Raw genomic sequence first — 23,996 nt, forward strand, 5'->3', positions numbered from 1 at the left:
CGCCGCGGCACCGCCGGATACGCCTGCGCGGGCGCAGCCAGCGCGGGCGTATCCGGCGGTGCCGCGGCGCGCTGCCCCCGCGCCAGGCGGGCGATGCCGAACAATGCCGTCTCCAGCACCAACCGGGGCTGATCCACAAACCGCAGGTGGGTGTAGACGTCGCCCAGCTTGTCGATGGCGGCCAGGAGCCACTCGAGCGGACAGGCGGCCGCCACCTCCGCGTACGCCTGCCAGCGCGGTTCCTGCGCCGCCTCCGGCAGGCGCAGGCGGACCACGGCGAGATCGCGCAGGACGGCGAGCATCTCCTGCACAATCCGCCCTGCGTCCCGCCCGGCCATGTACCACTCGGTCAAGCGGACCAGCGCGCCGGGGAGATCGCCGCGGTACAGAGCTGCCACGAGCGCCACCACGTCGGACGCCTGCAGCCCGCCCACCACGTGCGCCGCTTCCTGTGCCCCGATGCGTCCCTGGCTGTACGCAGCCGTCTGTTCCAAGAGGCCCAGCGCGTCCCGCAACCCGCCGTCGGCCGCTTCCGCCAGTTTGAACAGCGCTTCGTCTTCGTACGCCCAACCGTTGTCCGCACAGACCGCGCGCAGCCGTTCGACGATGAGCGCTTCCGGAATGCGCCGGAAGTCGAAGCGCTGGCAGCGGGAGACAATGGTCGCCGGGATGCGGTGCGGCTCGGTGGTGGCCAGCACAAACAAGGTGTGGTGCGGCGGCTCCTCCAGCGTCTTGAGGAGGGCATTGAACGCCTCCGGCGTCAGCATGTGGACCTCGTCCACGATGTACACCTTGCGCTTGAGGGACGCCGGCGCGTACTGCACCTTCTCCCGCAGCTGCCGGATCTCGTCCACCCCGCGGTTGGACGCGGCGTCAATCTCCTCGACGTCGACGTTGGTGCCGGCGGTGATGCTCTCGCATGCGCGGCAGGCGTTGCACGGCTCCACACCCTGCGGCTGCAGGCAGTTGACCGCCTTGGCGAGGATCTTGGCCGTGCTGGTCTTGCCGGTCCCGCGCGGGCCGCAAAACAGGTACGCGTGCGCCACCCGGCCGTGGGCGAGGGCGTTGGTCAGGGTCTGTTTGACGTGCGGCTGGCCGACCAAATCGGCAAACGTCTGCGGCCGCCACGCTCGGTATAGCGCCTGATAGGACACCGCACACCCACCCTCCTCGTAACACAGTACCACACCGCCCATCCGCCGGACAAACGCCATGGTGGCACCACCTGCCGGACAACGCATCCGCCGGACAACGTACCCGCCGGTGTCCGCGCCTGCGCCGGCGCGTTACACCTCCGCCGGCGCCTGCACCGGCAACCAGACGGAGACCGTGGTGCCGAACCCCTTGGAGGAGACCCGCACCTCCCCGCCGTGATCGCCGGCTATCCGCTGGCACACCGGCAGACCGAGGCCGGTACCTTTCTCCTTGGTCGTGAAAAAGGCGTCGAAAATTCTGTCCATTTGGTAGAACGGGATGCCCGGTCCGGTGTCGGAGACGTCCATCACGACCCACGCACCTTCGTTACGCACGTGGATGCGGAGTTCACCGCCGTGTTCCATCGCCTCGACGGCGTTTTTGACCAGGTTCATCACCATGTGTTTGATGAGGGCAGGATCGAGCGGGAGTTCCGGCACATCGTCGCAGGCAAAGGAGTACGTCACACCGTGCTCGGCCGCCAGCTCGGCGATGGCCGGCCCGAGTTCCGCGACAAGCTGCGGCAGGGCACACGGCACGCGCCGGACAGGGTGCGGTTTGGCCAGCAGGAGCAACTCCGACACCATGTCTTCCACACGGCCAATCTCGTTGAGCATCATGCGCACGTATTCGATCTCGGCGGCCATCCGGGCGTCCGTCAGGCGTTGGGCGAGAATCTGCAAGAATCCCTTGAGGGTGGTGAGCGGATTGCGGATCTCGTGGGCGACGCCGGCTGCCACCTTGCTGAGGGTGGCGAGCTTATGGCTTCGCGACACCTGTTGCTCGAGCGCGGAGAAGTGACTCAGGTCTTTCGTCATCAGCCAGACACCCGGGACGGTGTGGCGATCCCCAGCCTCGGCAAACGCGTCGAGCAGGACGTGGCGGATCTCGCCCTCGTTTTCCCAGAGCACCAGCAGGTCGCGTACATCGCGCGGCCGGGCGGCGAGCCGCGCCAAGACGCGGTAACCTTCGCTGTCGGGGGACAGAAGTTGCTGCAACGGCACCGGCTGCCACAGCGGGACGCGAGGGACGAACAACTGTTGGGCCAGGCGATTGTGGACGGTGACGTTCAGGTTGCAGTCCAGATACAGGACGCCCGCGTTGATCCGTTCCACCCACGCGGAGGGCAACAACATCCCATGTCCGACGGAATAAGGCATCTCATGCAGCGACACACGCGCCACGCTCCTTGGCGGTCCCATCGTCCGCATCGGAAGTGTCATTCACCCGATTCGCCCTGCCGGAACGCGGTTCCTGCCTGGCGACAAAACATCCCTGGGTTCGACACCTATCGCGGGACCCACACGCCCTTCCGCCGGCCCAACCCGCAAAAAGACGCGCCTTGCGACCAAGAACCAATCAGGCGCGCCCACGTCGCCCGGGAGGTCTTCCTTAGTGCTGCTTCCGTCAGGACCTGACACGGTTCGGAAGTTCCCGCCGCATGGGACCCAATTGGTTCCTGGGCGCAAGGCGCGCCCGCGCGCTTCGCTTTGGCGGAGAGAGTGGGATTCGAACCCACGAGCCCCTTGCAGGGCTACTCGCTTTCGAGGCGAGCTCGTTCGACCACTCCGACATCTCTCCGTACATGAAGACCCTTCCGCACCCGGCGGAAGAAGTCCTTGAGTATCATACCACATTCATCAGCCAAAACGCCAGTGGTAATCTCGGGATGGTGGTTCCACAGCCCGGGCACCAGGACCTGCGCCCGCGACGAGACGGCACCGCCTTTCGGGTCCGGCGCCCCGTAGACCAAGCGGCGGATGCGGGCGAGCACAATGGCCCCCGCACACATCAAGCACGGTTCGAGCGTCACGTACAAATCCACGTCCGCCAGCCGCCACCCGTACAGACGGCGGCTCGCCTCCTGCAGGCAGAGCACCTCCGCGTGCGCGGTCGGATCGCGCCAGGTCTCGCGCAGGTTGTGGGCGCGGGCGATGACCTCGCCGCGGTGGACCGCCACCGCGCCGATGGGCACCTCGCCAAGCGCCGCCGCTTTGCGGGCCTCGGCCAGCGCCAAGGCCATGTACGCCGCGTCGTCCAGGCCGTGACCCTCCTCTTCGTGGACACCTCTTCCGTGGACACCTCTTCGTGGATACCCTTCGTCCAACCCAACGCGCGCATCCCATCCGGGCCTGCCCCCGTCACGGGGATCCGTCCGGAGACTGCGCAGCGTCACCGGCAGCCTGGCCATCCGGGGTTCCGGCGCCCGCTTCGGGCCCGTGATGAGGATGCGCGGCCACCACCTCGGCCGCCCGGAGCAACTCCTGGTAGACGTCGAGCTGAAGCTGCGGATGCATATAAGCCGCCTTGACATACAGTGTGCCCGCATCGGTCGCGACATAGCGCGGCGGCAGCCGGCTGAGCGCGAGCGCCATGATGTCGTCCAGGCAGCGCGGGCACGCGCAAGGCAAACGGGACGGTTTCACAAACGCCTCGTCGAGAACCGTCCGGACCAACGTTTCCAACACATTGTGCACCGGCACCCGGCGTCATCCCCTTCAGGATTCCATCATACGCCAGCGGCCGGAAAATTCCTGCCGCACCCCGCGGTCTTGCACCTGGGCGCATGCGGACGCATAGGCTGTCAGGTATCTGAACGAAGCATCTGTACGTGCGCTGCTGCGCATCGGGCGCTGTGACGAACACCGAGGAGGCGAGACAACATGTGTGGCATCGCAGGTTGGGTGGATTTCAGCCGCGACATGGCCCAGGAACAGGCGGTCGTGGCGGCCATGGGAGAGACGCTCGCCTGCCGCGGGCCGGATGCCTCGGGCTGTTGGTGCCGCGGACCCGTCGCGTTCGCCCACCGGCGCTTGGTGGTGGTCGATCCCGCAGGCGGCGCGCAGCCGATGATCCGCCGCTTCGGCGGCCGGACCTACGTCATCGTGTACAACGGAGAACTGTACAACACGGAGGAGATCCGGCGCGATCTCATCGCGCGCGGCCACACCTTCCAGTCCTACTCCGACACCGAGGTTCTGCTGCACAGCTACGTCGAATGGGGCCCGGCGTGCGTGGACCGCTGCAACGGCATCTTCGCGTTTGCCGTCTGGGACGAGGCGGCCCAGACCCTGTTTTTGGCCCGTGACCGCTTGGGCGTCAAACCCCTGTTTTACAGCCGCCAGGCGAGCGGCATCATCTTCGGCTCCGAGCCAAAGGCCCTCCTCGCCCACCCCGGCGTCAGCCGCCGTGTCGATCTCGCCGGGTTGGCGGAGGTGTTCGCCATTGGACCGGCGCGCACGCCCGGCCACGGCGTGTTCAAGGACATCTCGGAACTGCGCGCCGGTCACTGCCTGCTCGCCACCCCGGCGGGCGTCCGCATCTACCCGTACTGGCAGCTGGCCAGCCGCCCGCACGAGGACAGTCTCGATACCACCGTCGAGACGGTGCGCGCCCTGCTGGTGGATGCCGTGGAGCGCCAGCTGGTCTCCGACGTCCCGGTGTGCACGTTTCTCTCCGGCGGTCTCGATTCGAGCGCAGTCTCCGCCATCGCGGCGCGGGCGTTTGCGCGCGACGGCAAGCCGCCGCTCCACACCTTTTCGATTGAGTTCGCCGACATGGAGCGCTACTTCCAGGCCAACAACTTCCAGACCAGCCTGGATGCGCCGTGGGCGCGGCGGGTCGCCGCGTTTCTCGGCACCGAGCACCACGCCGTGGTGTTCGACACGCCGGACCTCACCGAGCACCTGCTCACCCCCCTGGCGGCGCGCGACGTGCCCGGGATGGCCGACATCGACGTGTCGCTGTACCTGTTCTGCCGCGAGGTCAAGCGTCACGCCACGGTGGCGCTTTCCGGCGAGTCGGCCGACGAGGTGTTCGGCGGCTACCCGTGGTTCCACCGGGAAGAGGCGCTGCGGGCCGACACCTTCCCGTGGTCGCTGCGCCTCTCCGATCGCGTCCGCATCCTCGCGCCCTGGCTGCGCGAGCGGATGCAGCCGGAGGCGTACGTGCGGGATCGCTACCAGGAGGCGCTGCGCGAAGTGCCGCGCCTGCCCGGCGAGGACCCCCGCGAGGCCAGGGTGCGCGAGATTGCCTATTTGAGCCTCACCCGGTTTCTGCCCACCCTGCTCGACCGCAAAGACCGGATGAGCATGGCCAGCGGCCTCGAGGTGCGGGTGCCGTTCTGCGATCACCGCTTGGTGGAGTACGTGTTCAACATCCCGTGGGCGATGAAGGCGTGCGACGGCCAGGCCAAGGGCATCCTGCGCCGCGCGCTGCGCGGCTGGCTGCCGGACGACGCCCTGGCGCGCAAAAAGAGCCCGTATCCGTCCACGCCGCACCCTGGGTATCTGGCGGCCGTGCGCGACGGCGCCTTGGCCGTGCTGGCCGATCCCGCGTCGCCGTTGCGCGAATTGGTCGATGTGGAAGCGGTGCAGGAGCTGGCGGCGATGAGCCGCCAACCGATGGAACACCGGCCGTGGTTCGGCCAAATCATGGGTACGGCGCAGTTGTTCCACTACCTCATGGAAGTGGACGCCTGGCTGCGGACATACCGGGTGGAGCTGGACGTGTAACGCGACCCCTTGCGGTCACGGTTACACCCGCGCAGGCTTGTGGGCGCGCGGGGCGTGGCCGTGGCCTTCCTGCGGCGCGTTTTCCGCCAACCCTTGTTCGAGCACCGGTCCAAACCAGACAAGACCCAAAAGGCCGAGCGCCAACAGAGCGGCCGCCACCCAGAACGGCACTTGCGCGCCATAAGTGTCGCCCAGCCATCCGGCCAGGATGGGCGCCACCGCGGCGCCGGTCCAGCGCACGAAATTGTAGGCGCCGGACGAGATGGAACGGGAGAAAGGGGACACCTCCATGGCGAGCGTGGTGAACATGGCGTTGGCGATGCCGCAGAAGAAGCCGGAGACAATGATGACCCACAACAGCCCGCGGCCATGGACCCATGCGGCCGCCACAAACACCGCCACGAGACACAGGAGGTTCGCCTGCAACAAGCGCACCGGCCCCAAGAGCGGCCGCAGCCAGTTGACCACAAAGACGGAAGAGATGCCGACCAGCACGCCCCAGGCGAAGTACGTGTAGCCGAGCCGGATGCTGTCAAGCCCCCGCAGTGTCAGCGGCGAGTAAGCCAGGATGGTGAAGAAACAGAAGCTGTAGACCAGCCCGATGAGCGAGTTGGTGAGCACGGCCGGGTGGCGCATGGCGCGGAACAAATCGCGCGTGCCGCGCGGCGGCTCCTTCTGCTTCGGTTCCTGGACGAGCAGGAACGTGAAGACGAGGGCAATGAACATCAACAGACCCGTGCCGAAAAAGGGATACCGCCACTTAATGCTGCCGAGAAATCCGCCGAGCAACGGGCCGGACGCGATGCCGAGCCCCAGCGCGGCCTCGTAGAGGGTGATGGCGGCACTCATCCCCGCCAAGGACGAGCCGACGATGATGGACAAGGCGGTCGAGGTGAAAAACGCGTTGCCAAGCCCCCATCCGGCGCGCACCGCCGCCAGGAACGGGATGTTGGGCGCGAAGCCGGAGAGCGTGGCAAACACCACCACCAGGCACAGGCCCAGCAACATCACCCGCCGGCTGCCAAACCGCACCGACAGCACGCCGGAGAGCAGCATGGCGAGCGCCATGACCGCGATGTAGCTGGTGAACAGCCACTCCACTTCAAACTTGTTGGCGCCCATCTCCCTGGCAATCAAGGGCAACAGCGGATCGACCAAGCCGATGCCCATGAAGGCGATGAGCGCAGCAAACGCAGTCGCCCAAACGGCCGGAGGAAACATCTCGCGCAGACGCATCCTTCCCCACTCCTCCGCATCCAGAATGATTCGCAACGCGAAATACCCCCTATATGTTATCACGATTTTTCATATCGGACCAGGGTGCCGTTGCACCATTCGGGCTGCGCCGGCGGGGAGCACAAAGGGTGGGCGGCGCGCTGGCTTACGCCAGCACGCGCGCCAGTTGTTGATCGATCAAGTGCATGGCGTCGTTCCATGCCTGGTTGGGGTCCTTGCCGTTGAGCGCCACCTGGGAGAGTTGCTGGTTGATGATGCTGTCCACCGTGCTGTCGTACGGGCTCTGGAAGCCAATGTCAATCCCCTCCGCCGATTTCGACAGGTACTCGTTGATGTTCTCCCCGCCGAAGTACGGCATCGGCTTGTTCATGATCGGCCAGGTGTAGACGCCCGGCGTCGATGGGTACAACCCCAAGGTCGGATACATCTGCGCCTGGTGCTGTGGATTGAGGATCCAAAGCACCACCTTCACCGCCAGTTCCGGGTTTTTACACGCTTTCGTGATGCCGAGGAACGATCCGCCCTCATCCGACGGCCCGCCCGGCGCGGCGGCCACGCGCCACACGCCCTGCCGGGGGTCCGACTGTTCGAGCTGCGGCACCATCCAGCTGGCCCCGATGAACGAGGCGAACCCGTCGTGCGCCGCGCCCGCACTCCACGCCGTCGTCCACTGCGCGATGTTGGCGGCCAGCCCGAGCTTGTGCACCTCGACCGCCAAGTCCCACGCATGCTTGACGACCGGATTGGTCTTGTAGATCGGTGTCATGTCCGGCTTGAAGTAGTATTCCTTGCCTTGGTTCAGCGCCGCTTCATACACCGTATTCACGTTGTCGAACATCGGCACGCCGATGCGCGCCTTCATCTGTTCGGCCGCCTTGATGTACGCCGGCCAGGAGTTGATGATCCGCGAGACGTCCTTCGGATCGGACGGGAGGCCCGCCTTCTTGAACAACGCGGCGTTGTAATAGAGCACCGTCGGACCGGTGTCGATGGGGATGCCCACCTGGTACTTGTGGTCCGGGGTGGCCGCCAGGTTCCACTTCCAGGGCAGGTACAGCTTTTGGGCCGCCCGCACCTCCGGGTAGTCGAGCAGGTTGACGAACTGGTTGTGGTCCTTGACCATGGTGGCCACGAAGTTCGCCGCGTTGATGCCCGTGATGTCGGGCGGATCGTCCGCGTACATGGCCGAGAGGAGCTTGGCTTCAAAGTCGCCGCCAATCTTTTCCGCCTTCAGGTTGACGTTCGGAAACACCTTGTTGACCTGGGCGAGGATGTCGTCGCTCAGGGAATCGTTCCAATACCACAGGGTGAGGGTGACGCGCTCGTGTTGGTTCGCTGGCTGACCGCAGCCTGCCACCGCGGCGCACAGCGCGATGGCGCCGGCCCAAGCCGCGCCCTTCCGCCAACGCCGGCGGCGTGCCTGTGCTTGTTGCACCGTGAACACCCCCCCTCAGTTCTTGTCAGCTCTTGATGGCGCCCACCGTGACGGCGCCCATCAGTTTGCGGCTGAAGATGAAAAACAGGATGAGGAGCGGAATGGTGGCAAACAAGGTTCCGGCCATCACCATGCCGTAGTCCTTGAAGTAGATGCCGTTGAGCGAGTTGAGCATGACTTGCAGGGTGTATTTCTTGGGGTCGTTGAGGATGACGAGCGGCCACATAAAGTCGTTCCATGACCCCATGAAGGTGAAGATGCCCAGTGCGGCCAGGGTCGGCCGCAGGATGGGCAGGGCGACATGGGCGTACAGCCGGAAGTTGCCGCAGCCGTCAATCCGGCCCGCATGGAGCAGGTCGTCCGGAATGGCGGTTTCCGCGTACTGGCGAATCCAAAAGATGCCAAACGCGTTCGCCGCGCCCGGGACGATGAGCGCCCAAAAGGTGTTCACCCAGTGCAGCGTTTTCATGATGACGAAAGACGGGACCATGCCAAGCTGCCCGGGAACCATCATGGTGGCCAGCATGATGAGAAACAGTGGCTTCTTGCCGGGAAACTCGAATTTGGCGAACGCGAATCCGGCCAGAGAACAGAAGAACAAGACCGCGGCAGTCGAGATGACGGATACATACAGACTGTTCCACATGGAATGGAAAAACGGAATGGCGGCCAACAGGTGCCGGGTATTGACAAGAAACTGATTGCCAAACGTAACCTTGGGCGGGTAGGAGAAGATGCTGGTGGTGTCCCGGGTTGACATCACCACCAGCCAGTAGAACGGAAAAATGGAAAAGACGAGCCAGATGACCAGACAGAGGTACAGGAGCGCCTTGCCGACGGAAAACCCTTTCACGTCGATGCCTTGGCTCATGTCCGTCCCTCCCTGTGCGTCCGTTTTACGCCGTGCCCAAACGGCGCACCAAGATGGAGTTGAACAAGGAGAACACCAGAATGATGAGGAACAAGACCCAACCAATGGCGGAGCTGTACCCAAACAGATGGCTGCCAAACGCTTGGTTGTAAAGGTAGAGGACCATGGTCATGCCGCCCTGTCCCGGCCCGCCGCTGCCCCCGGTGAGAACAAACGGCTCGGTGAAAATCTGCATGCCGCCGATGGTGGACATGATGACCGTGAACAAGATGATGGGACGCATGAGCGGGATGGTGATGCGGAAGAACGATTGCGTCAGTGAAGCGCCGTCGATGCGCGCGGCTTCGTATAACTCCTCCGGGATGGCCTGCAACCCGGCCAAGTAGATGATGGCGTTGTATCCTGTCCAGCGCCAGATGATCATGATGGCGATGGCCACCTGCAACCAGAAGTTGTTGTCGAGCCAGTCGACGGGAGGGCTGCCGAAGCGTTCTATCACCCAGTTGAGCAGGCCGAACTTGGGCGCAAACACGGCACCAAACAGCACCGCCTCCGCAACCACCGACGTGATGTTCGGCAGAAAGAAGGTGAAACGCCAGAACTCCCGCAGCTTTACAAAGGCACTGTTGAGCAAAAACGCGATGATGAGCGCCAGGAACAACATCGGAATGGTCGATTCCACCCAGATGATGAAGGTGTTGCCCACCGACTGCCAGAACTGGCTGTCCGTCATCAGCAGGGCGAAGTTCTTGAGGCCGATGAACCTTGGCGTGTCCAGCCCGTCCCACGACTCGAACGAAAGCACCAGCGAAAAGATGATGGGAAAGAGACCAAAGACGAAGAAGAGGATGTAAAACGGAGAAATGAAGAGGTAGAGGCTCCAGTTGCGGCGAATGTTGCGCCAGGTGCCGGATGTTTTGGGACGCTGCGTGGACTGTGTCCCTGCCATGGCTACCGACATCCCAACCGCCTCCTTACCCGTTTTGGCCAGCGGCCGTGTCCCATGACGGCATATTGATGTGTACGCGCGGGGATGCCGGATGATGCCGTGGCGAAAAAAGGCCCTGGATGCGCCGGGCTTCCACCCGGCACACCCAGGGCTGCCTCTCCCCAGAAATGGATGATTAGGATGGCAAACGCACCGGTTTCCCGGTGGCCGCTGATTCGTTGGCTGCCAAGGTGACGCGGAACGTCCGGAACGCATCCTCATACGACGAACGAATCAGCGATGGATTGTTCGTCTGGATGGCTGCGAGGAACGCTTTATCCTCTTCGTAATACGGATTGGTCTGGTTGCGCCGCACCACCGTCTCGTGCCGGCGCCGCTCGGTGAGCGAATCGCCGCGGACCTCGTAGATGGCCTCCCGCGTCAGGATGTCGAGCCCTACCGTGTAGTACTGGTTGAGCAGGCAGGTGTTCGAGATGGTGGCGACCGCCCCGCTCGCGAACTTGAGCGTCACGGTGCCCACGTCGGGCACGGTGACCCCTTCGACCTCCTGCTTCATCCCGCGCTCCGCGTACGCGGCGTACACCTCGACCACCTCGCCCAACAGGTAGCGGGCGAGATCGACGATATGGGTCGTCTGCTCCACCAGCTGCCCGCCCGAACCGTCCATCCGCCGCCACCAGGGGACCATCGGCATGTCGCCGAGCCAGTAGCCGAGCGCCATGCCGATGGTCTTCCCGGCCAGGCGCGCCTTCGCCTCGTTCGCCGCCTCTGAATACCGCCAGTGGTAGCCTACGGACGTCAAGACGCCCTTCTCGCGCACCGCCGCCAGGATGGACTGCGCCGGTTCGATCTCGACGCCGAGCGGCTTCTCCACCAGCATCGGCAGCCCCCGCGCGATGACCGCCCGCTCCGCCTCGCCGTGCGCGAACGGCGGTACGCAGATGTACACCCCGTCCAGCCGCTCGCCGTCGAGCATCTCGTCGAGGCTGGCATACGCCTGGGTCTCATATTTCTGGGCGATGAACTGCGCCCGCTCGGCGTTCACGTCGTACACCGCCGCGACGCGCGCACCTTCCATTTGGCTGATGTTGCGCAGGTGAACCTCCGCAATGCCTCCGACGCCGATGAACCCGATGTTCAGCGTCATGCCGCTCTTCGCTCCTCTCTTCGTTCTCTGCCATGGCACCGTCCTCATCCGTCTCGTCGCCGCACCGCTCGGCAGGCGCTACGCGGCCTCGCCGCCGCGGTCTGGCAGGCAGCCCCCGCCCGCGCAAACAGGCAGGTGCCGGCCCGCTCAGGCGGACAGCTGTTCCTTCATGAACGCAAGCGATCTCGCCAGGGTCGCGAGCGGATCGCCCGGGACGCCGCACTCGAGCGACATCCAACCGGCGTAACCGATGTCCCGCAGCGCCGCAAAGCCGGATTTGAAGTCGGTGTGCCCCAGGCCCGGCACGACGCGGTTCGAGTCGGCCAGGTGGACGTAGCCGAGCCACCGCCCCGCCGCGCGCAGGCTCGCCGCGATGTCCGCCTCTTCGATGTTCATGTGAAAGAAATCGGCCAGCACCGTCATGTGCGGCGAACCGACGCGATCGCAGATCTCCGCCGCCTGCTCCAGCCGGTTGAGCAGGTGCGTCTCGTACCGGTTGAGCGGTTCGAGGATGACTTTGGTGCCTTGCGTGCCGGCGTACGCGGCGAGCTCCGCCAACTGCTCCACCAACAGCTCGCGCTCCAGTTCCACCGCCGTCTTCCACGGCGAAAGATCCGGGATCTGCGGCCCGCCGAAGATGGGCACCACGATGACGCCCTCCGCCCCGACGTCCGCCGCGATGGCCAACAGCTGCTTGATCTGCGCCTTCGACTCCTCCCTGTCGGCCTTATTTGGGAACAAGAGGCCGAACTTGAACCCGCCGCAGATGCAGGTGGCCGCGATCCCGCTCTCGCGCAGCGCCGCCTTCACCTCCTGCACCCGCTCGGCCAGGTGATCGCCGCGAAGCTCCACGCCCTCGTATCCCAGGCGCTTGAGATGCTGCACCTTCTCCCGAAACGTCGCGCCGGGGACCAGGTTTTCTTGCGCCGCGAATTTCATGCCATTCACCATCTCCCAAAGGTTCGTGAGATGCAACCGCTTACCACTCTAGCACAGGCGCAACGAGGCACCAAAGCGGTTCTCGGCCGCCTCGGCGCCCAGAGCTCAGGTTTACTCGCCCACGGTGGCGCTTCGGTTCCGTTCAGCATGTTTTGGGCCGGAACGAAGCGTTGCGCCATGAACGTCGACTCACTCGTTTACAATGAAAGATGAGGAGTTGGGGAGATGCGGCTTTCCGGGACATCAGCATGTACCTGAAAGGGAAAACGTGTGAAGCGTTTATCGCGCCATACGACGTCTACTTGGAGGGCGACGAAGGCGGCAACTACGTGCGGCCGGACATCACCGTGATCTGCGATCCATCGAAACTGCGGCCGTACGGATGTGTCGGCGCGCCCGACATGGTGATGGAGGTGTTGTCCCCCGCGACGGCGTACAAGGATAAGACGGTGAAGCTGCGCGCGTACATGGCCGCCGGGGTGCGGGAGTATGGGCTGGTCGACCCGTATAACCAGATTGTAGAAGTCTATCGGTTGGCGGACCAGCAACTGTTCCCAACCGTCTTCAGCGAAGACGACACGGTCCCGGTCGGGGTGCTGCCAGAGCTGGAGATTCGTCTGGACGAAATATTCGCGTGAATGATCACTCAGTGCAAAACGTGTTGCACGAAGGTTGCACCTGCCCGGTCGTACCCAGGGTCGACGGGGATCCGCGAACCCCGAGTGATGACGAAAACCCCGGGGTTTCGCGGATCCGCGGAACCCCGCGACATCTCTGGATTTTTTGCCACACCCGGAGTACAATGAAGGCGTCCATCCGAGGCGGCGCCAACCCCGTTCCGGGGGGTTCGCGGAAAACGGTCGAAATCCCGCGTCACGACTGAGCCAGATGTGGCGGAGTTGATCCGCGGACGCGATCCGCGGCCCCATTGAAGCTTCACGTCGCCGGACGTGTCGCGCGCAGGCGATGAAGTTGATCCGCGGACGCGATCCGCGGCCCCATTGAAGCCTTGATGAGTGAGCTTGCCATCTTGTGTTCCCTCCGTTGATCCGCGGACGCGATCCGCGGCCCCATTGAAGCTTTTATGGGCTTCGTTAGAGTACTCCTGTACTTGCTCAGTTGATCCGCGGACGCGATCCGCGGCCCCATTGAAGCTTGATGACTGGCAAGACCAAAGACACGCTGTACAGTTGATCCGCGGACGCGATCCGCGGCCCCATTGAAGCTTTTATGGGCTTCGTTAGAGTACTCCTGTACTTGCTCAGTTGATCCGCGGACGCGATCCGCGGCCCCATTGAAGCACGGCAGCGACAGTGGCGGGCCCGTACTTACCGTCCTCGTTGATCCGCGGATGCGATCCGCGGCCCCATTGAAGCGTCTCCGATCTTAATGAGCAACGCGCTCCACCTCCAGGTTGATCCGCGGATGCGATCCGCGGCCCCATTGAAGCGCCTGCTGGTACAGCTCGAGGCTCCAGGTAAGCCCGAAGTTGATCCGCGGATGCGATCCGCGGCCCCATTGAAGCTGCTGCCTCGGCGTCCTGTTTCTTGATTCCCCACCGTTGATCCGCGGATGCGATCCGCGGCCCCATTGAAGCGCCTGCTGGTACAGCTCGAGGCTCCAGGTAAGCCCGAAGTTGATCCGCGGATGCGATCCGCGGCCCCATTGAAGCTGCTGCCTCGGCGTCCTGTTTCTTGATTCCCCACCGTTGATCCGCGGATGCGATCCGCGGCCCCATTGAAGCAAAATGGTGTTGATTGCCTTTCTCTGCGCATCGTGTTGATCCGCGGATGCGATCCGCGGCCCCATTGAAGCCGATCTATATAGGATCGGATCACCTGCCAGCTGTCTCGTTGATCCGCGGATGCGATCCGCGGCCCCATTGAAGCTGGAGTTGGACGCTCCGAAATCGAACCGGAAGCCATGTTGATCCGCGGATGCGATCCGCGGCCCCATTGAAGCTTTCTATCTCTGCTACAGCAGTAGTCCTATAGTAGTTGATCCGCGGACGCGATCCGCGGCCCCATTGAAGCTTCACGGAACGGACTGTCGCATATCTTACACGACCCGTTGATCCGCGGACGCGATCCGCGGCCCCATTGAAGCTTTCTATCTCTGCTACAGCAGTAGTCCTATAGTAGTTGATCCGCGGACGCGATCCGCGGCCCCATTGAAGCTTCACGGAACGGACTGTCGCATATCTTACACGACCCGTTGATCCGCGGACGCGATCCGCGGCCCCATTGAAGCTTTCTATCTCTGCTACAGCAGTAGTCCTATAGTAGTTGATCCGCGGACGCGATCCGCGGCCCCATTGAAGCTTCACGGAACGGACTGTCGCATATCTTACACGACCCGTTGATCCGCGGACGCGATCCGCGGCCCCATTGAAGCTTTCTATCTCTGCTACAGCAGTAGTCCTATAGTAGTTGATCCGCGGACGCGATCCGCGGCCCCATTGAAGCTTCACGGAACGGACTGTCGCATATCTTACACGACCCGTTGATCCGCGGACGCGATCCGCGGCCCCATTGAAGCACCTTGGCCGTCCATGACGAAGCCGTTAGGTGTTGAAGTTGATCCGCGGACGCGATCCGCGGCCCCATTGAAGCATGAGGCTCAATGTACGGCCTACCATCAGAACCACGGTTGATCCGCGGACGCGATCCGCGGCCCCATTGAAGCGCCTGAAAAGTGGATATATATCCCAGACAAAGAATTGCGTTGATACGCGGACGCGATCCGCGGCCCCATTGAAGCGTTCCCGATACACCGACTGTGAAGGTTGTGCGGGAGTTGATCCGCGGACGCGATCCGCGGCCCCATTGAAGCATCGCCACTGTCTGCACTGTGCCCGGATATCTTTTTCGTTGATCCGCGGATGCGATCCGCGGCCCCATTGAAGCCGGATACTCCCTCTGTATCGTCTTGACGCGATTGCGTTGATCCGCGGATGCGATCCGCGGCCCCATTGAAGTACCAGATCCCGGTGCGCCCGCGCGGGGATGTGCGGTTGTTGATCCGCGGATGTGATCCGCGGCCCCATTGAAGCCTTGAAGGCGCCGGCGTACCAGGACGGCCACGCCGAGATGATCCGCGGACGCGATCCGCGGCCCCATTGAAGCGTCGTCTACGCGGTCCTGGCATTTCCACATCCAAGACCGTCTCAGCGACACAACATGAACAGGGCCGCATGTGTGACACTCGAGTTGGCACGCGTCCACCAGCCGAAGCCGGTCACCGCCGCGGCGCCAGCCACCACGGTGCCGGTGAGGACGGCCAGGGGTTTCTGGAAAGCTCGCTTCACCGGAATCCCTCCCTGCGTTTCGCGTCAGGATATGCTTGGCAACGTCGAGTATAGGGACGTAACGTGGAAGGACCGTGAAGCGTCTGTGAAGACGGGTAGAATGTTTACCAAAAACTCGTGCGTTCCGCCATCCATCACGACGCCGCCCGCGACGACGATGCCTGTTTCACGTGAACACGGCCGCGACATCCATCACCAACTCCGGAAACAGCGACGGACTCAGCTTGTCGCCCGGCTTGTACTCCGCCGTCCAGCGCAGCGTTTCCCCGTCATGCAGATAGACGTTGATGATTCGCTCATCCGGTTCGACAATCCAGTACTCCTTGACGCGCACACGCTGGTAGAGGTTCAGCTTGCGGATGGCGTCATGGGCGGCCGTCGAAGGGGACAACACCTCGATGACCCACACCGGCACTCCGACCACACGTTGATCGCGCAAATAATCCTCGCACATCACGAACAAATCCGGTTGCACCACATGCCGCGTGTCCATGCTGGCTTCAAAACAGAGGTCAAGCGGCGCCAAGAACGCCTCACACGGCTTGCCGCGCAGAAACCCGCCGATATCGAGAAACAACCGGCCCAACACGCGCTGGTGCTCCGGCGTCGGGCTCGCCAACATATAGGGCACGCCGTCAATCAGCTCCCAGCGCTCCGGCCCGTCCCATGTAAGATAATCCGCGTAAGTGTACGTCTCCGTCCGATCCCGCTTGGGTCGCATCGACCTCACCTTTCGACAACGCCTTCTGCTGCCACCAGTATACCGCGGCCGGCCATGGGATGCCTGCAGAGAAGCGGTCAGCAGGCGAGGCGGGATCTGCGCTCACGGCCATGGCATCCATTCTCCGTCTTATCGGCGGCCCATCGTCAGGCATTCAAAATGTCCTGGCGGCCAAACCGGATGAACGAGACCGCCAACAGCACCACCGCCCATATCACGAGCACCAGCACACCCAAACCGAGCGTCACGGGGTGTTGGAGCGCCAAGGCGGCCTCGCCGCTCCAATCGGACATCAGGTTCAGGTGTGTGGGGAACAACCAGCGCACCCAGCCCTGATGGCGGGCCATGTCGGTGACCACCAAGCCGATGACCACCGCCCCCATGGATACAGCCGTGCTCACCATCGCCGATTTGAAAATGGTCGAGCAGAAGAAGGCGATGCTCGCCACCACCACCATGGCCGCCGCAATCCACAAGCTGTCATACAGCAGGTACTGCCACACCGGCAGCAAGGCGGCATGCGTGTAATCGGGGACCGGCGTGACAGCGAGCGGCTGATCCGGTGAGGTGACAAACTGGTACGTCACCCCCACCCAGTGCGGACTCATGGCCCCCTTGGTCCCGAGCACCAAGATGCCCGCCAGCCACACCAAACCGCACAGGACGAGGCTGCACAGCGCCGACGCCGCCGTGACGACGAGCCACTTGCCCAACAACAGGGTGCGCCGCCGCACCGGGCGCACCACGAGCAGCTTGATGGTGCCGTCCGTCATCTCCCCGGCCACGATGTCCGCCACCAACACCACCACCAGCAGCGGAATGAACGTCTTCGCTGCCACGCCCAGGAACGACACTGTCTCTTCCCAACTGTTCATCTGCGGCCAAACCACCGGCGGTGCATGATGCTGAAGCCGGAATTGGTTTTCCATGATCTCGGCCTGCAGGCTGGCCCGCTGCGCCTGCTGCGACGGCAAAAGCGCGGGGCCGCTCGGCATCTGCGAAAGCTGCTGCTTTGCGTTCTCAATGGCCGCCTGCGCCTGTTGGCGCCAGGTCTCGGGCGATGCCGTCCGCGCCTTGGTCTGCGCCAGGTCCGCCTTCGCCTTAGCGATGGCTTGGTCAAGGTCCCGCAGCTGCGCGTCGCGCTGAGCTGTCGGCGGCGACTGCGCCAACTGCGTGCGTTCGCTTTCCATCTGTGCGATGGCTGTCTGCTGGATCTGCACCGGGTTGAAGTTTTGGGCCTCGCGCAACCTGTGGTATTCCCCGAAGGCAAACAACGCCACCACGCATAAGCCAAGGATGGCGACCACCGTCAGGCGCCGGCGCCGCACCAACTTCATCCACTCGTTGCGCACCACGTTCCACAATGTACCCATCCGGTTTCCCTCCTGTGCCATTCGCCCTGCACACCGTACGAGGCGCTTACGCCATGCCGGCGGCGTGCGCCGGGCTTTCCCCCGTCAATGCCAGGAACGATTGCTCGAGCCCGCCGCCGGGCGCCACCTCGTACACGTCGATGCCCTGTTCGACCAAGGCGCGGACCACCGCCGCAATGGCCGCCTCGTCTTTGGCCGCCACCCGCAGGCGCCCGCCGTCGCGCGCCACCTCCCAGCCACTGTTCCTCAGCACGGCTTGCGCCATATCCGGACGGCTGACGCGCAGCCAGACATGCCCGACGCTTGCCGTCAGGTCTGCGATGCGCGCCTCGGCAATGACGCGGCCCCCGCGCAGGACCGCCACCTTGTCGCACATCTGCTCCACCTCGGCGAGCAGGTGGCTGGAGACAAACACCGCCATGCCTTCGCGCGCCAGTGCGCGGATGAGCTCCCGGAACTCGCGCATGCCGGCGGGATCGAGCCCGTTGGTCGGCTCGTCCAGCACCAAGAGCTTCGGGTCCGCTATCAGGGCCTGGGCCACGCCGAGGCGCTGCCGCATGCCGAGCGAATAGCGCTTGACCTTCTCGTCCAGCCGGTCGGCCAAGCCAACCCGTTCGGCCACGCGTTCCACGCGCCGCGCAATGTCGTTCACGCCTGCGAGGCGCGCGTAGTGGATGAGGTTTTGGCGTCCGGTCAGATACGAATACAGTTCCGGATTTTCGACGATGGCGCCCACGTGCGCGAGGGCACGCACCGGATCGCGCTGGACGTCGTGGCCCAAGATGCGGATCTCCCCCGCTGTCGGCCGAATCAGGCCGACAATCATCCGGATGGTCGTGGTCTTGCCAGCCCCGTTCGGCCCGAGAAATCCGTAGACTTCCCCCGCCTCCACCGTCATATTGAGGTCTTCCACCACCATGCGGCGGCCCAGCCGTTTGCTGACGCCGCGCAGCTCCAACACATGCATACCGTCACCCTCCTTTTCATACCGTCACCTTGCTTGTGCACGTCCGCACCTTGCGGTCACCGGCTGCGGCGACAGACCATCGCGGCCACGGTGTCTCCGTTATTCCTGGCGGCGCGCCACGGCGATGCGGCGCGCGAGCGCCAACAAGAGCCAGATGGCGCCCGATGCCACCGACCACAACAGGAACGCCTGCCAAACCGGCGGTTGTGCGCCGCGCCAGGACATGACCGTCACCATGAACCCGGCCATCAGGCCGATGGCGGCAAACAGCAGGTGCCAGCAGACCGGATAGGAAAACACGTTGCCTTCGCGTTCCAGCGGCAGCCGCTCGAACAGCCACAGGCCCAGCGCATACCAACCCGCCGACCAGAGCACGAACCACAGGACCAATCCGGTCCACAGCGGCCCGTGGACGCCGTCCGCTGGGACCAGTGGCGAGAGGCGCAGAATGGCCTCCGTCTTCGCAGCCAGCGCCTGGACGTCGGGCCCCGTCGCTGCATGCGGGTGCGCTTGGAGTTCATGCTGGATCCGCAAGTTGACCATAAACGACCACACCAACGAAGCGTATATCGGCACACCAGCCACGCCGATGCCGCAAAACACCGCCATCCCGTAGTTGCCGATGATGGTCCCCGCCGCCAACCCGACCATCAGGGCGGCGGTGTGCGACAACAACTGCCGCCCCAACCAGCCGAGGATGTGGGCGATGGTGAGCGGGCCGCCCAAACTCGCGTTGAGCCAGGCGATGTACCCCGCAAGGAGCGCAAGCCCAAGCCAGACGATAGCCAGGCAGCATGCGCACTGGAGGTTGTACAGGTCTCGCCGGCGCACCGGGCCGGCCAACGTGGTCAACAGCGCGCCGCGGCTGCGCTCCAGCGCCATCGGCAGCGCACCGAGCGCCACCATCCACAGCAGGGTCCAGTCGATCTGATATCCCTGTGCCCCGCCGGCTGCCAACTGGTCCAGACGGCCGCGCAAAAAGATGGTCGGATTGTCCATCGTCAGCCACGGCGACAACCAGCCCATCCACAGGAAAAGCAGCGTCAAGAGCAACCACCAGCGCAGGTTGAGCCAGGTCTTATACGTCACCGCGCGACGCGAGTGCGACCGTGTCACGCCGGTATCCCTCCCTTTCCATCCAGAGGCGGAACAACTCGTCGAGCGGGATGTCCTGCTCTTCGACAATCTGCTCCGCGCCCGCGGTCCGCAGCGCCGCCGTCACGTCACCTGCCGCCTGTGCGCGCACCATCACGGTCAGCCCGACGCGCGCCGGCGACCACGTCCACACGCCGGGATGACCCGCGAGCGCATCCGGCAGCGCCCGCAGTCCGCGTACCGTCAACCGGACGAGCGACTGCTTGAGTTCATCGAGCGATCCCGTCACCACCACGCGCCCGCGGTAGAGCACCGTCAGGTGATCCGCCATGCGTTCGAGCTCATCCAACTGGTGGCTCGCCACGACGATGGTCACGCCGGACGCGGCCGCCTCCTCCAGCAGCAGTTGCAGGAACTGGCGGCGCACCACCGGATCGAGCCCCACCGTCGGCTCGTCGAGCAGGAGCACCTCCGGCCGGGCGGACAAGGCCAGCGCCAACCGCAACTGCATCTGCATGCCGTAGGACAGGTGCCGGAGCGGCCGCCGCAGCGGCAGCTCCAAAGCCTCCCGCAGCCGCCGCCAGCGCTCGGGGTCCCAGCGTTCATAGAGCAGCGAGGCGTAACGCGCGTACTCCGCTACCGTCATGCCGCGCGGCAGGGTCAGGTCCGCCGCCACCAGGTGCACCCGCTGCCGCAGCGCCGTGGCGCCCGTGTGCATGCGCTCCGCGAGCACCCGGCACTCGCCCGCGCTGGCGTCGTACAAGCCGGCGAAGATGCGCAAAAGCGTCGTCTTGCCGGCCCCGTTGGCCCCCGCCACGGCGTGGATGGTGCCAGGCGGAACGGTTATCGTGACGTTCTCCAGCACCATCCGTCCGTCAAGCGTCTTCGTCAGCGATCTCGCCTCGACGACCCACTGCATCCCCCGTTCCCTCCTTGGCATCCTTTGCACCGGGTGCGGCCGCCCGGAACATCTCCTGCACGGTGTCCGCATCGAGCCCGAGGTGGTAAGCCTCAATCCAGATGCGCCGCATCTCGTCCTGAAGCGTCTTCACCCGCTCCTCATAGTCCGGTGGCCGCCCTGACGGCCGCGCTGCGACAAACGTACCGCGGCCGCGGATGACCTCAATCACCCGCTCGCGCTCCAGCTCCTGGTACGCCTTGGCAACCGTGTTGTGGTTGATGGTCAACTCGAGCGCCAGCTCCCGCACCGGCGGCAACCGATCGCCCGGCCGCAGCAGACCACTCGCGATCGCCGCCTTGATGCCGTCCACCACCTGCTGGTAGACCGGCACACTCAGCCGAGGGTCCACACGCAGCCACATCGGGGGCCACCTCCTCTCCGCCCGCAGACGTACCGTTTGTACTATGCGTAGTGGTACACATAGACACTAAAACATGCCGGGACGGATGTCAAGACCAAGATGGCCAAGACCGCGGGGACAGGACCTTCGTGAGGACATCCGATATGTCCATGGTGGGTAGGCCCATGTGATATGGCACGAATCGGCCCAACCTTCGGTGGGGCATCGTGTGGGGTCTCATGGAGGGAGTTCTACGTCAGCTGGACGCGTGGTGCGAGGGCTTACGCCGTCGGTCCCCTGCCACCGCGATGGACATCGGGTTGAATAACATAGGGTAGATAGTGTCGGTATGATGCCGGGAGTGGCGTGCTCGTACCATCCAGTGGGTGCAGGCCGCCCGGGAGCAGGGCGCTGCGGATCATGTCCTTGCTGAGGGGAAAGACCAGCGGATCGGTCAACGCTTCGTGAATGTCCCGGAACTCCGCGCGCCGGACTTCCCTGCCGTCCGGCACCGGTTCACCGCCGAGGGATGCCATCGCGAACGCGACGTACACGTTGGTCTGCGCCGCGGATGGCGGCGCCTCTTCGCCCTCGGTCGCAGACGTGACGCCCGAGCGCACGCCCACGATGCGCAGAGGCCGGACGCAGATCCGCGTCTCCTCATACACCTCGCGCACAGCGCACGCTTCCAGCGATTCCCCCGGCTCCAATTGCCCGCCCGGGATCATCCAATGCCCCGCATACCGGCCATATGCGACTTGCACCAACAACACCTTGCCGCCATCGATCACGACGCCGCCCGCGGCGACGACAATCCCTCCGAAGTCTTCAGGCATGCTGCGACCTCCCCCAGTGCGTGACATCGTCGCCATCCTGTCCGTCCCTCACGCTTCGCCGTCCGCCTGCCGAAAACACATGAGCAGCCGTCGCACCAGCTCCTGATAGGGCGCCCCCGTGAGCACCGCCACCAGGTTGCGGATGCGCGCCGTGTCGTCCGCCGCATCTCCCCACAGCCTGACCTCGCCGCGCAGCGCCTCATGCCACGGCAACGCCACCGTGGCAAAAGGTGCAGCCGAAACTGGGACAGCCGATGCATCCTTGCCAGACGCCGCATCTGCCCCGTCCGCACCGGACACACGCAGATACGCGCCCTCCGCCATCGCGCGAAACCGCGCCATGTCCGCATCCGCCCCCGCATGGCGCACATTCGGCGCCCCGGCGTACACCAGGACGACCGGCACCGCCTGCGCCTGGGAACCGGCCAGGCGCTGCAGCACCACCGGCAACCCGGCCCATGTCGGGCGCGATAAATTGGCCAGCAACACGACCGCATGCGCCAAGCGCGTCAGCGCCAGACCACCGAGATCGTGAAACCCGGCGCGCGCATCGAGCAAAATGAAGTCAAGCGGTGCATACGCATCCGCCAGTTCCGTGAAAAACTGTTTCATCAGCCGCGGCAAGCGGTCCGAAACCTGGTGTTGGAAATCAATCCGCGCCAGTTTCTCGAGGTAGTGTTCGTTCACACGGCCGGCGGGGACCAGCCACAGCGGGGCATCGCCAAGCGCGAGCCGGGGGTCGGCGATGGTCACGACGCCGGACCCTGCCTGCCAGTCGGGGCGCAGCGGCTTCTCCATCAGATAATCGATCACGCCGCTCGCCACAGCATCATCCGGGACGAACAGACTGCTTAAACCGGGGGCTTCCAAATCGAGGTCCACCATCGCCACGCGGCAACCGCGTTGTGCCAGGACGAGGGCCGCCGCGGCCAAGGTCGCCGTGCGCCCCATCCCACCTTTGTACGAATAAAACGTCACGATGGCCGGCCGCCGGCCGGCCCGCACCTCGGCGCTGGACCAGGGCCATGCCTCAGCCGCGCCCGGTCCGTGCCAGTATTCCTTCGCGATCCGCCGTTCCAGCACATACCAAGCCATTCCGCCGTCTGCGCGGCCGTCCCAAGGTGCCGGCACGCGCTCCGCGCGGATGATGGCTTCCATCGACGCAAGGGCCGCATCGGCCGGATTGGCAATCCAGACATCCCCGGAAAAGTACGGACCGAGGTCGGCTGCCAGGCGTCTCTGCAGCCCTTCGAGAAACGGTTCGTCTTCCGCCACCGCCCTGCGCGGCTCGAGGAACACCGTGATACGGCCCTGCACATCGCGAATCAACGTCACCGCCGCCGTCCACGCCGCCAACCCGTCCCACGCCGCGAGCGCCGCCCGCGCCCGGTCCAATGCGGTGTCGAAGCGGAGATCACCCAGCGCCATCGAGGTCCTCCTTCCGCAGCAACCCGTGCAGCACCAACCGGGCGACCGTCTGTTGGTGAATCCGATCCGCCAAGCCGACGATGTCCGCCGCCTCGGCCGCCGACCAGGCACCGCTTGGCCAGTAACGGCGGTGCGGGTGTCCGCGCACCAGAGCGGTGCGTTCGATGACCTCCGCCGGGATGTACGCCTCGGCCCGCGGATACAGCACCAGCGCCCGCCGCAGACTGCGCAGGTCATGCCCGTACCGGCGGGCGGCCACCGTGGTGGCGAACTGTTCGATGACCGCTTTCAAGCAACACTCGGCGACATAGCCGGAGAGGTACACGGCGTTGTCGTAACGGCCGTGGGCGAGCAGCAACTTGGCGTCTTGCAAATGCCGGCTGGCCGCTTGCGCATACCGTTCCTGCCCGGGTGGCTGCATGAACGCTCGCTCCTGCCTACCGCGCCGTGCCGGTACCTGCACCGCGGGGCGCCGCGCCCCTGCTGCCCGCAACCGACTGCAGCGCCTGCAGCACTTGGCCGAGCTGCTTCAGGTCCTGGCCCGCCTGCACGAAGTCGCCGTGCGCGGTGTCGGCCTGATACTTCTGGAACAGGCGGTTCGCCTCCGCCGCCAGGCTCGCCGCGCTGCCGGGCGCACCACCCGCCGCACCGCCCGCGCCGGTGCCACCCGCAGGGCCGCCGGC

The 23,996-nt window shown here is 64.8% G+C and carries 23 protein-coding genes, 1 tRNA gene and 1 CRISPR repeat array; of the genes, 2 read left to right on the forward strand and 22 right to left on the reverse strand.

Annotation, left to right across the window (positions count from 1 at the left end; translation table 11 throughout):
• The 5 genes from dnaX to IEX97_RS10875 form a co-directional block, all read right to left on the reverse strand.
• Positions 1-1,214, reverse strand: a 1,214-nt coding sequence (dnaX, locus tag IEX97_RS10855) for a DNA polymerase III subunit gamma/tau (RefSeq protein WP_308426207.1), incomplete at its 3' end; no start/stop codon positions are given.
• 72 nt (positions 1,215-1,286) lie between these two features.
• Positions 1,287-2,369 (reverse strand): two-component system sensor histidine kinase NtrB, encoded by a 1,083-nt coding sequence (locus IEX97_RS10860; protein WP_229776819.1) that lies wholly within the window; start codon positions 2,367-2,369, stop codon positions 1,287-1,289.
• Positions 2,370-2,685: 316 nt separating this feature from the next.
• Positions 2,686-2,775, reverse strand: a tRNA-Ser gene (locus tag IEX97_RS10865).
• The gene (gene tadA / locus IEX97_RS10870; protein WP_188883023.1) at positions 2,729-3,217 is read right to left on the reverse strand and encodes a tRNA adenosine(34) deaminase TadA; all 489 of its coding nucleotides are present in this window, start codon (positions 3,215-3,217) and stop codon (positions 2,729-2,731) included. The genes IEX97_RS10865 and tadA overlap by 47 nt, the downstream gene beginning before the upstream one ends.
• A gap of 118 nt (positions 3,218-3,335) precedes the next feature.
• Positions 3,336-3,677, reverse strand: a complete 342-nt coding sequence (locus IEX97_RS10875) for a late competence development ComFB family protein (protein WP_188882994.1) — start codon at positions 3,675-3,677, stop codon at positions 3,336-3,338.
• Positions 3,678-3,857: 180 nt separating this feature from the next.
• Here IEX97_RS10875 and asnB point away from each other — a divergent pair, with 180 nt between their 5' ends.
• Positions 3,858-5,708, forward strand: a complete 1,851-nt coding sequence (asnB, locus tag IEX97_RS10880) for an asparagine synthase (glutamine-hydrolyzing) (protein ID WP_188882996.1) — start codon at positions 3,858-3,860, stop codon at positions 5,706-5,708.
• 21 nt (positions 5,709-5,729) lie between these two features.
• On the opposite strand, the gene IEX97_RS10885 is transcribed toward asnB, so the two are convergent.
• From IEX97_RS10885 to IEX97_RS10910, 6 genes are all read right to left on the reverse strand, one after another.
• Positions 5,730-6,980: an MFS transporter gene (locus tag IEX97_RS10885; RefSeq protein WP_229776820.1), complete on the reverse strand. Its 1,251-nt coding sequence runs from the start codon at positions 6,978-6,980 to the stop codon at positions 5,730-5,732.
• 109 nt (positions 6,981-7,089) lie between these two features.
• Positions 7,090-8,379 carry an ABC transporter substrate-binding protein gene (locus IEX97_RS10890; protein WP_188882997.1) on the reverse strand — a complete coding sequence of 430 codons (1,290 nt, stop codon included), beginning with the start codon at positions 8,377-8,379 and terminating at the stop codon, positions 7,090-7,092.
• A 25-nt stretch (positions 8,380-8,404) separates the two neighbouring features.
• Positions 8,405-9,250, reverse strand: a complete 846-nt coding sequence (locus IEX97_RS10895; protein WP_188882998.1) for a carbohydrate ABC transporter permease — start codon at positions 9,248-9,250, stop codon at positions 8,405-8,407.
• Positions 9,251-9,275: 25 nt separating this feature from the next.
• Positions 9,276-10,211, reverse strand: coding sequence for a carbohydrate ABC transporter permease (locus tag IEX97_RS10900; protein WP_229776821.1), 936 nt, complete (start codon positions 10,209-10,211; stop codon positions 9,276-9,278).
• A 163-nt stretch (positions 10,212-10,374) separates the two neighbouring features.
• Positions 10,375-11,346 carry a Gfo/Idh/MocA family protein gene (locus IEX97_RS10905; RefSeq protein ID WP_188882999.1) on the reverse strand — a complete coding sequence of 324 codons (972 nt, stop codon included), beginning with the start codon at positions 11,344-11,346 and terminating at the stop codon, positions 10,375-10,377.
• Between the two features lie 147 nt (positions 11,347-11,493).
• The gene (locus IEX97_RS10910; protein ID WP_188883001.1) at positions 11,494-12,285 is read right to left on the reverse strand and encodes a sugar phosphate isomerase/epimerase family protein; all 792 of its coding nucleotides are present in this window, start codon (positions 12,283-12,285) and stop codon (positions 11,494-11,496) included.
• A gap of 248 nt (positions 12,286-12,533) precedes the next feature.
• Between IEX97_RS10910 and IEX97_RS10915 the strand changes: the two genes are divergently transcribed.
• Positions 12,534-12,923 carry a Uma2 family endonuclease gene (locus tag IEX97_RS10915; protein WP_229776822.1) on the forward strand — a complete coding sequence of 130 codons (390 nt, stop codon included), beginning with the start codon at positions 12,534-12,536 and terminating at the stop codon, positions 12,921-12,923.
• Positions 12,924-13,183: 260 nt separating this feature from the next.
• A CRISPR array of direct repeats spans positions 13,184-15,412; the repeat unit is 39 nt; unit sequence GTTGATCCGCGGACGCGATCCGCGGCCCCATTGAAGCTT.
• A 39-nt stretch (positions 15,413-15,451) separates the two neighbouring features.
• Here the strand turns inward: IEX97_RS10915 and IEX97_RS10920 are convergent.
• The 11 genes from IEX97_RS10920 to IEX97_RS10970 form a co-directional block, all read right to left on the reverse strand.
• Entirely contained in the window at positions 15,452-15,592 is a 141-nt protein-coding gene (locus IEX97_RS10920) for a hypothetical protein (RefSeq protein WP_188883004.1), read from the reverse strand.
• Positions 15,593-15,758: 166 nt separating this feature from the next.
• The gene (locus IEX97_RS10925; RefSeq protein WP_229776824.1) at positions 15,759-16,313 is read right to left on the reverse strand and encodes a Uma2 family endonuclease; all 555 of its coding nucleotides are present in this window, start codon (positions 16,311-16,313) and stop codon (positions 15,759-15,761) included.
• A 146-nt stretch (positions 16,314-16,459) separates the two neighbouring features.
• The gene (locus IEX97_RS10930; protein WP_188883006.1) at positions 16,460-17,686 is read right to left on the reverse strand and encodes an ABC transporter permease subunit; all 1,227 of its coding nucleotides are present in this window, start codon (positions 17,684-17,686) and stop codon (positions 16,460-16,462) included.
• A 46-nt stretch (positions 17,687-17,732) separates the two neighbouring features.
• Positions 17,733-18,653, reverse strand: coding sequence for an ABC transporter ATP-binding protein (locus tag IEX97_RS10935; protein ID WP_188883008.1), 921 nt, complete (start codon positions 18,651-18,653; stop codon positions 17,733-17,735).
• A gap of 99 nt (positions 18,654-18,752) precedes the next feature.
• Positions 18,753-19,769 (reverse strand): hypothetical protein, encoded by a 1,017-nt coding sequence (locus tag IEX97_RS10940; protein ID WP_188883010.1) that lies wholly within the window; start codon positions 19,767-19,769, stop codon positions 18,753-18,755.
• The gene (locus IEX97_RS10945; protein WP_188883012.1) at positions 19,732-20,667 is read right to left on the reverse strand and encodes an ABC transporter ATP-binding protein; all 936 of its coding nucleotides are present in this window, start codon (positions 20,665-20,667) and stop codon (positions 19,732-19,734) included. The genes IEX97_RS10940 and IEX97_RS10945 overlap by 38 nt, the downstream gene beginning before the upstream one ends.
• Positions 20,624-21,070 (reverse strand): GntR family transcriptional regulator, encoded by a 447-nt coding sequence (locus tag IEX97_RS10950; RefSeq protein WP_188883014.1) that lies wholly within the window; start codon positions 21,068-21,070, stop codon positions 20,624-20,626. The genes IEX97_RS10945 and IEX97_RS10950 overlap by 44 nt, the downstream gene beginning before the upstream one ends.
• A gap of 260 nt (positions 21,071-21,330) precedes the next feature.
• Positions 21,331-21,885, reverse strand: a complete 555-nt coding sequence (locus tag IEX97_RS10955; protein ID WP_188883015.1) for an NUDIX domain-containing protein — start codon at positions 21,883-21,885, stop codon at positions 21,331-21,333.
• A 48-nt stretch (positions 21,886-21,933) separates the two neighbouring features.
• Positions 21,934-23,313 (reverse strand): KGGVGR-motif variant AAA ATPase, encoded by a 1,380-nt coding sequence (locus IEX97_RS10960; RefSeq protein WP_188883016.1) that lies wholly within the window; start codon positions 23,311-23,313, stop codon positions 21,934-21,936.
• On the reverse strand, positions 23,300-23,734 hold the full coding sequence (locus IEX97_RS10965) for a HEPN domain-containing protein (protein ID WP_188883017.1): 435 nt from the start codon (positions 23,732-23,734) through the stop codon (positions 23,300-23,302). The genes IEX97_RS10960 and IEX97_RS10965 overlap by 14 nt, the downstream gene beginning before the upstream one ends.
• A 16-nt stretch (positions 23,735-23,750) precedes the next feature.
• A partial coding sequence (locus tag IEX97_RS10970; RefSeq protein ID WP_229776823.1) for a hypothetical protein occupies positions 23,751-23,996 on the reverse strand: 246 nt, incomplete at its 5' end.

The organism is Paenalicyclobacillus cellulosilyticus, from assembly GCF_014647315.1.
Lineage (GTDB): Bacteria > Bacillota > Bacilli > Alicyclobacillales > Alicyclobacillaceae > Alicyclobacillus_J > Alicyclobacillus_J cellulosilyticus.

Coding starts and splice junctions, on each gene's coding strand:
- IEX97_RS10925 (WP_229776824.1), bottom strand. CDS start 16,313: ATGCGACCCAAGCGGGATCGGACGGAGACGTACACTTACGCGGATTAT.
- IEX97_RS10935 (WP_188883008.1), bottom strand. CDS start 18,653: ATGCATGTGTTGGAGCTGCGCGGCGTCAGCAAACGGCTGGGCCGCCGC.
- IEX97_RS10960 (WP_188883016.1), bottom strand. CDS start 23,313: ATGGCGCTGGGTGATCTCCGCTTCGACACCGCATTGGACCGGGCGCGG.
- IEX97_RS10930 (WP_188883006.1), bottom strand. CDS start 17,686: ATGGGTACATTGTGGAACGTGGTGCGCAACGAGTGGATGAAGTTGGTG.
- IEX97_RS10950 (WP_188883014.1), bottom strand. CDS start 21,070: ATGTGGCTGCGTGTGGACCCTCGGCTGAGTGTGCCGGTCTACCAGCAG.
- IEX97_RS10910 (WP_188883001.1), bottom strand. CDS start 12,285: ATGAAATTCGCGGCGCAAGAAAACCTGGTCCCCGGCGCGACGTTTCGG.
- IEX97_RS10895 (WP_188882998.1), bottom strand. CDS start 9,250: ATGAGCCAAGGCATCGACGTGAAAGGGTTTTCCGTCGGCAAGGCGCTC.
- asnB (WP_188882996.1), top strand. CDS start 3,858: ATGTGTGGCATCGCAGGTTGGGTGGATTTCAGCCGCGACATGGCCCAG.
- IEX97_RS10955 (WP_188883015.1), bottom strand. CDS start 21,885: ATGCCTGAAGACTTCGGAGGGATTGTCGTCGCCGCGGGCGGCGTCGTG.
- IEX97_RS10945 (WP_188883012.1), bottom strand. CDS start 20,667: ATGCAGTGGGTCGTCGAGGCGAGATCGCTGACGAAGACGCTTGACGGA.
- IEX97_RS10915 (WP_229776822.1), top strand. CDS start 12,534: ATGTACCTGAAAGGGAAAACGTGTGAAGCGTTTATCGCGCCATACGAC.
- IEX97_RS10905 (WP_188882999.1), bottom strand. CDS start 11,346: ATGACGCTGAACATCGGGTTCATCGGCGTCGGAGGCATTGCGGAGGTT.
- IEX97_RS10900 (WP_229776821.1), bottom strand. CDS start 10,211: ATGTCGGTAGCCATGGCAGGGACACAGTCCACGCAGCGTCCCAAAACA.
- tadA (WP_188883023.1), bottom strand. CDS start 3,217: ATGGCCTTGGCGCTGGCCGAGGCCCGCAAAGCGGCGGCGCTTGGCGAG.
- IEX97_RS10965 (WP_188883017.1), bottom strand. CDS start 23,734: ATGCAGCCACCCGGGCAGGAACGGTATGCGCAAGCGGCCAGCCGGCAT.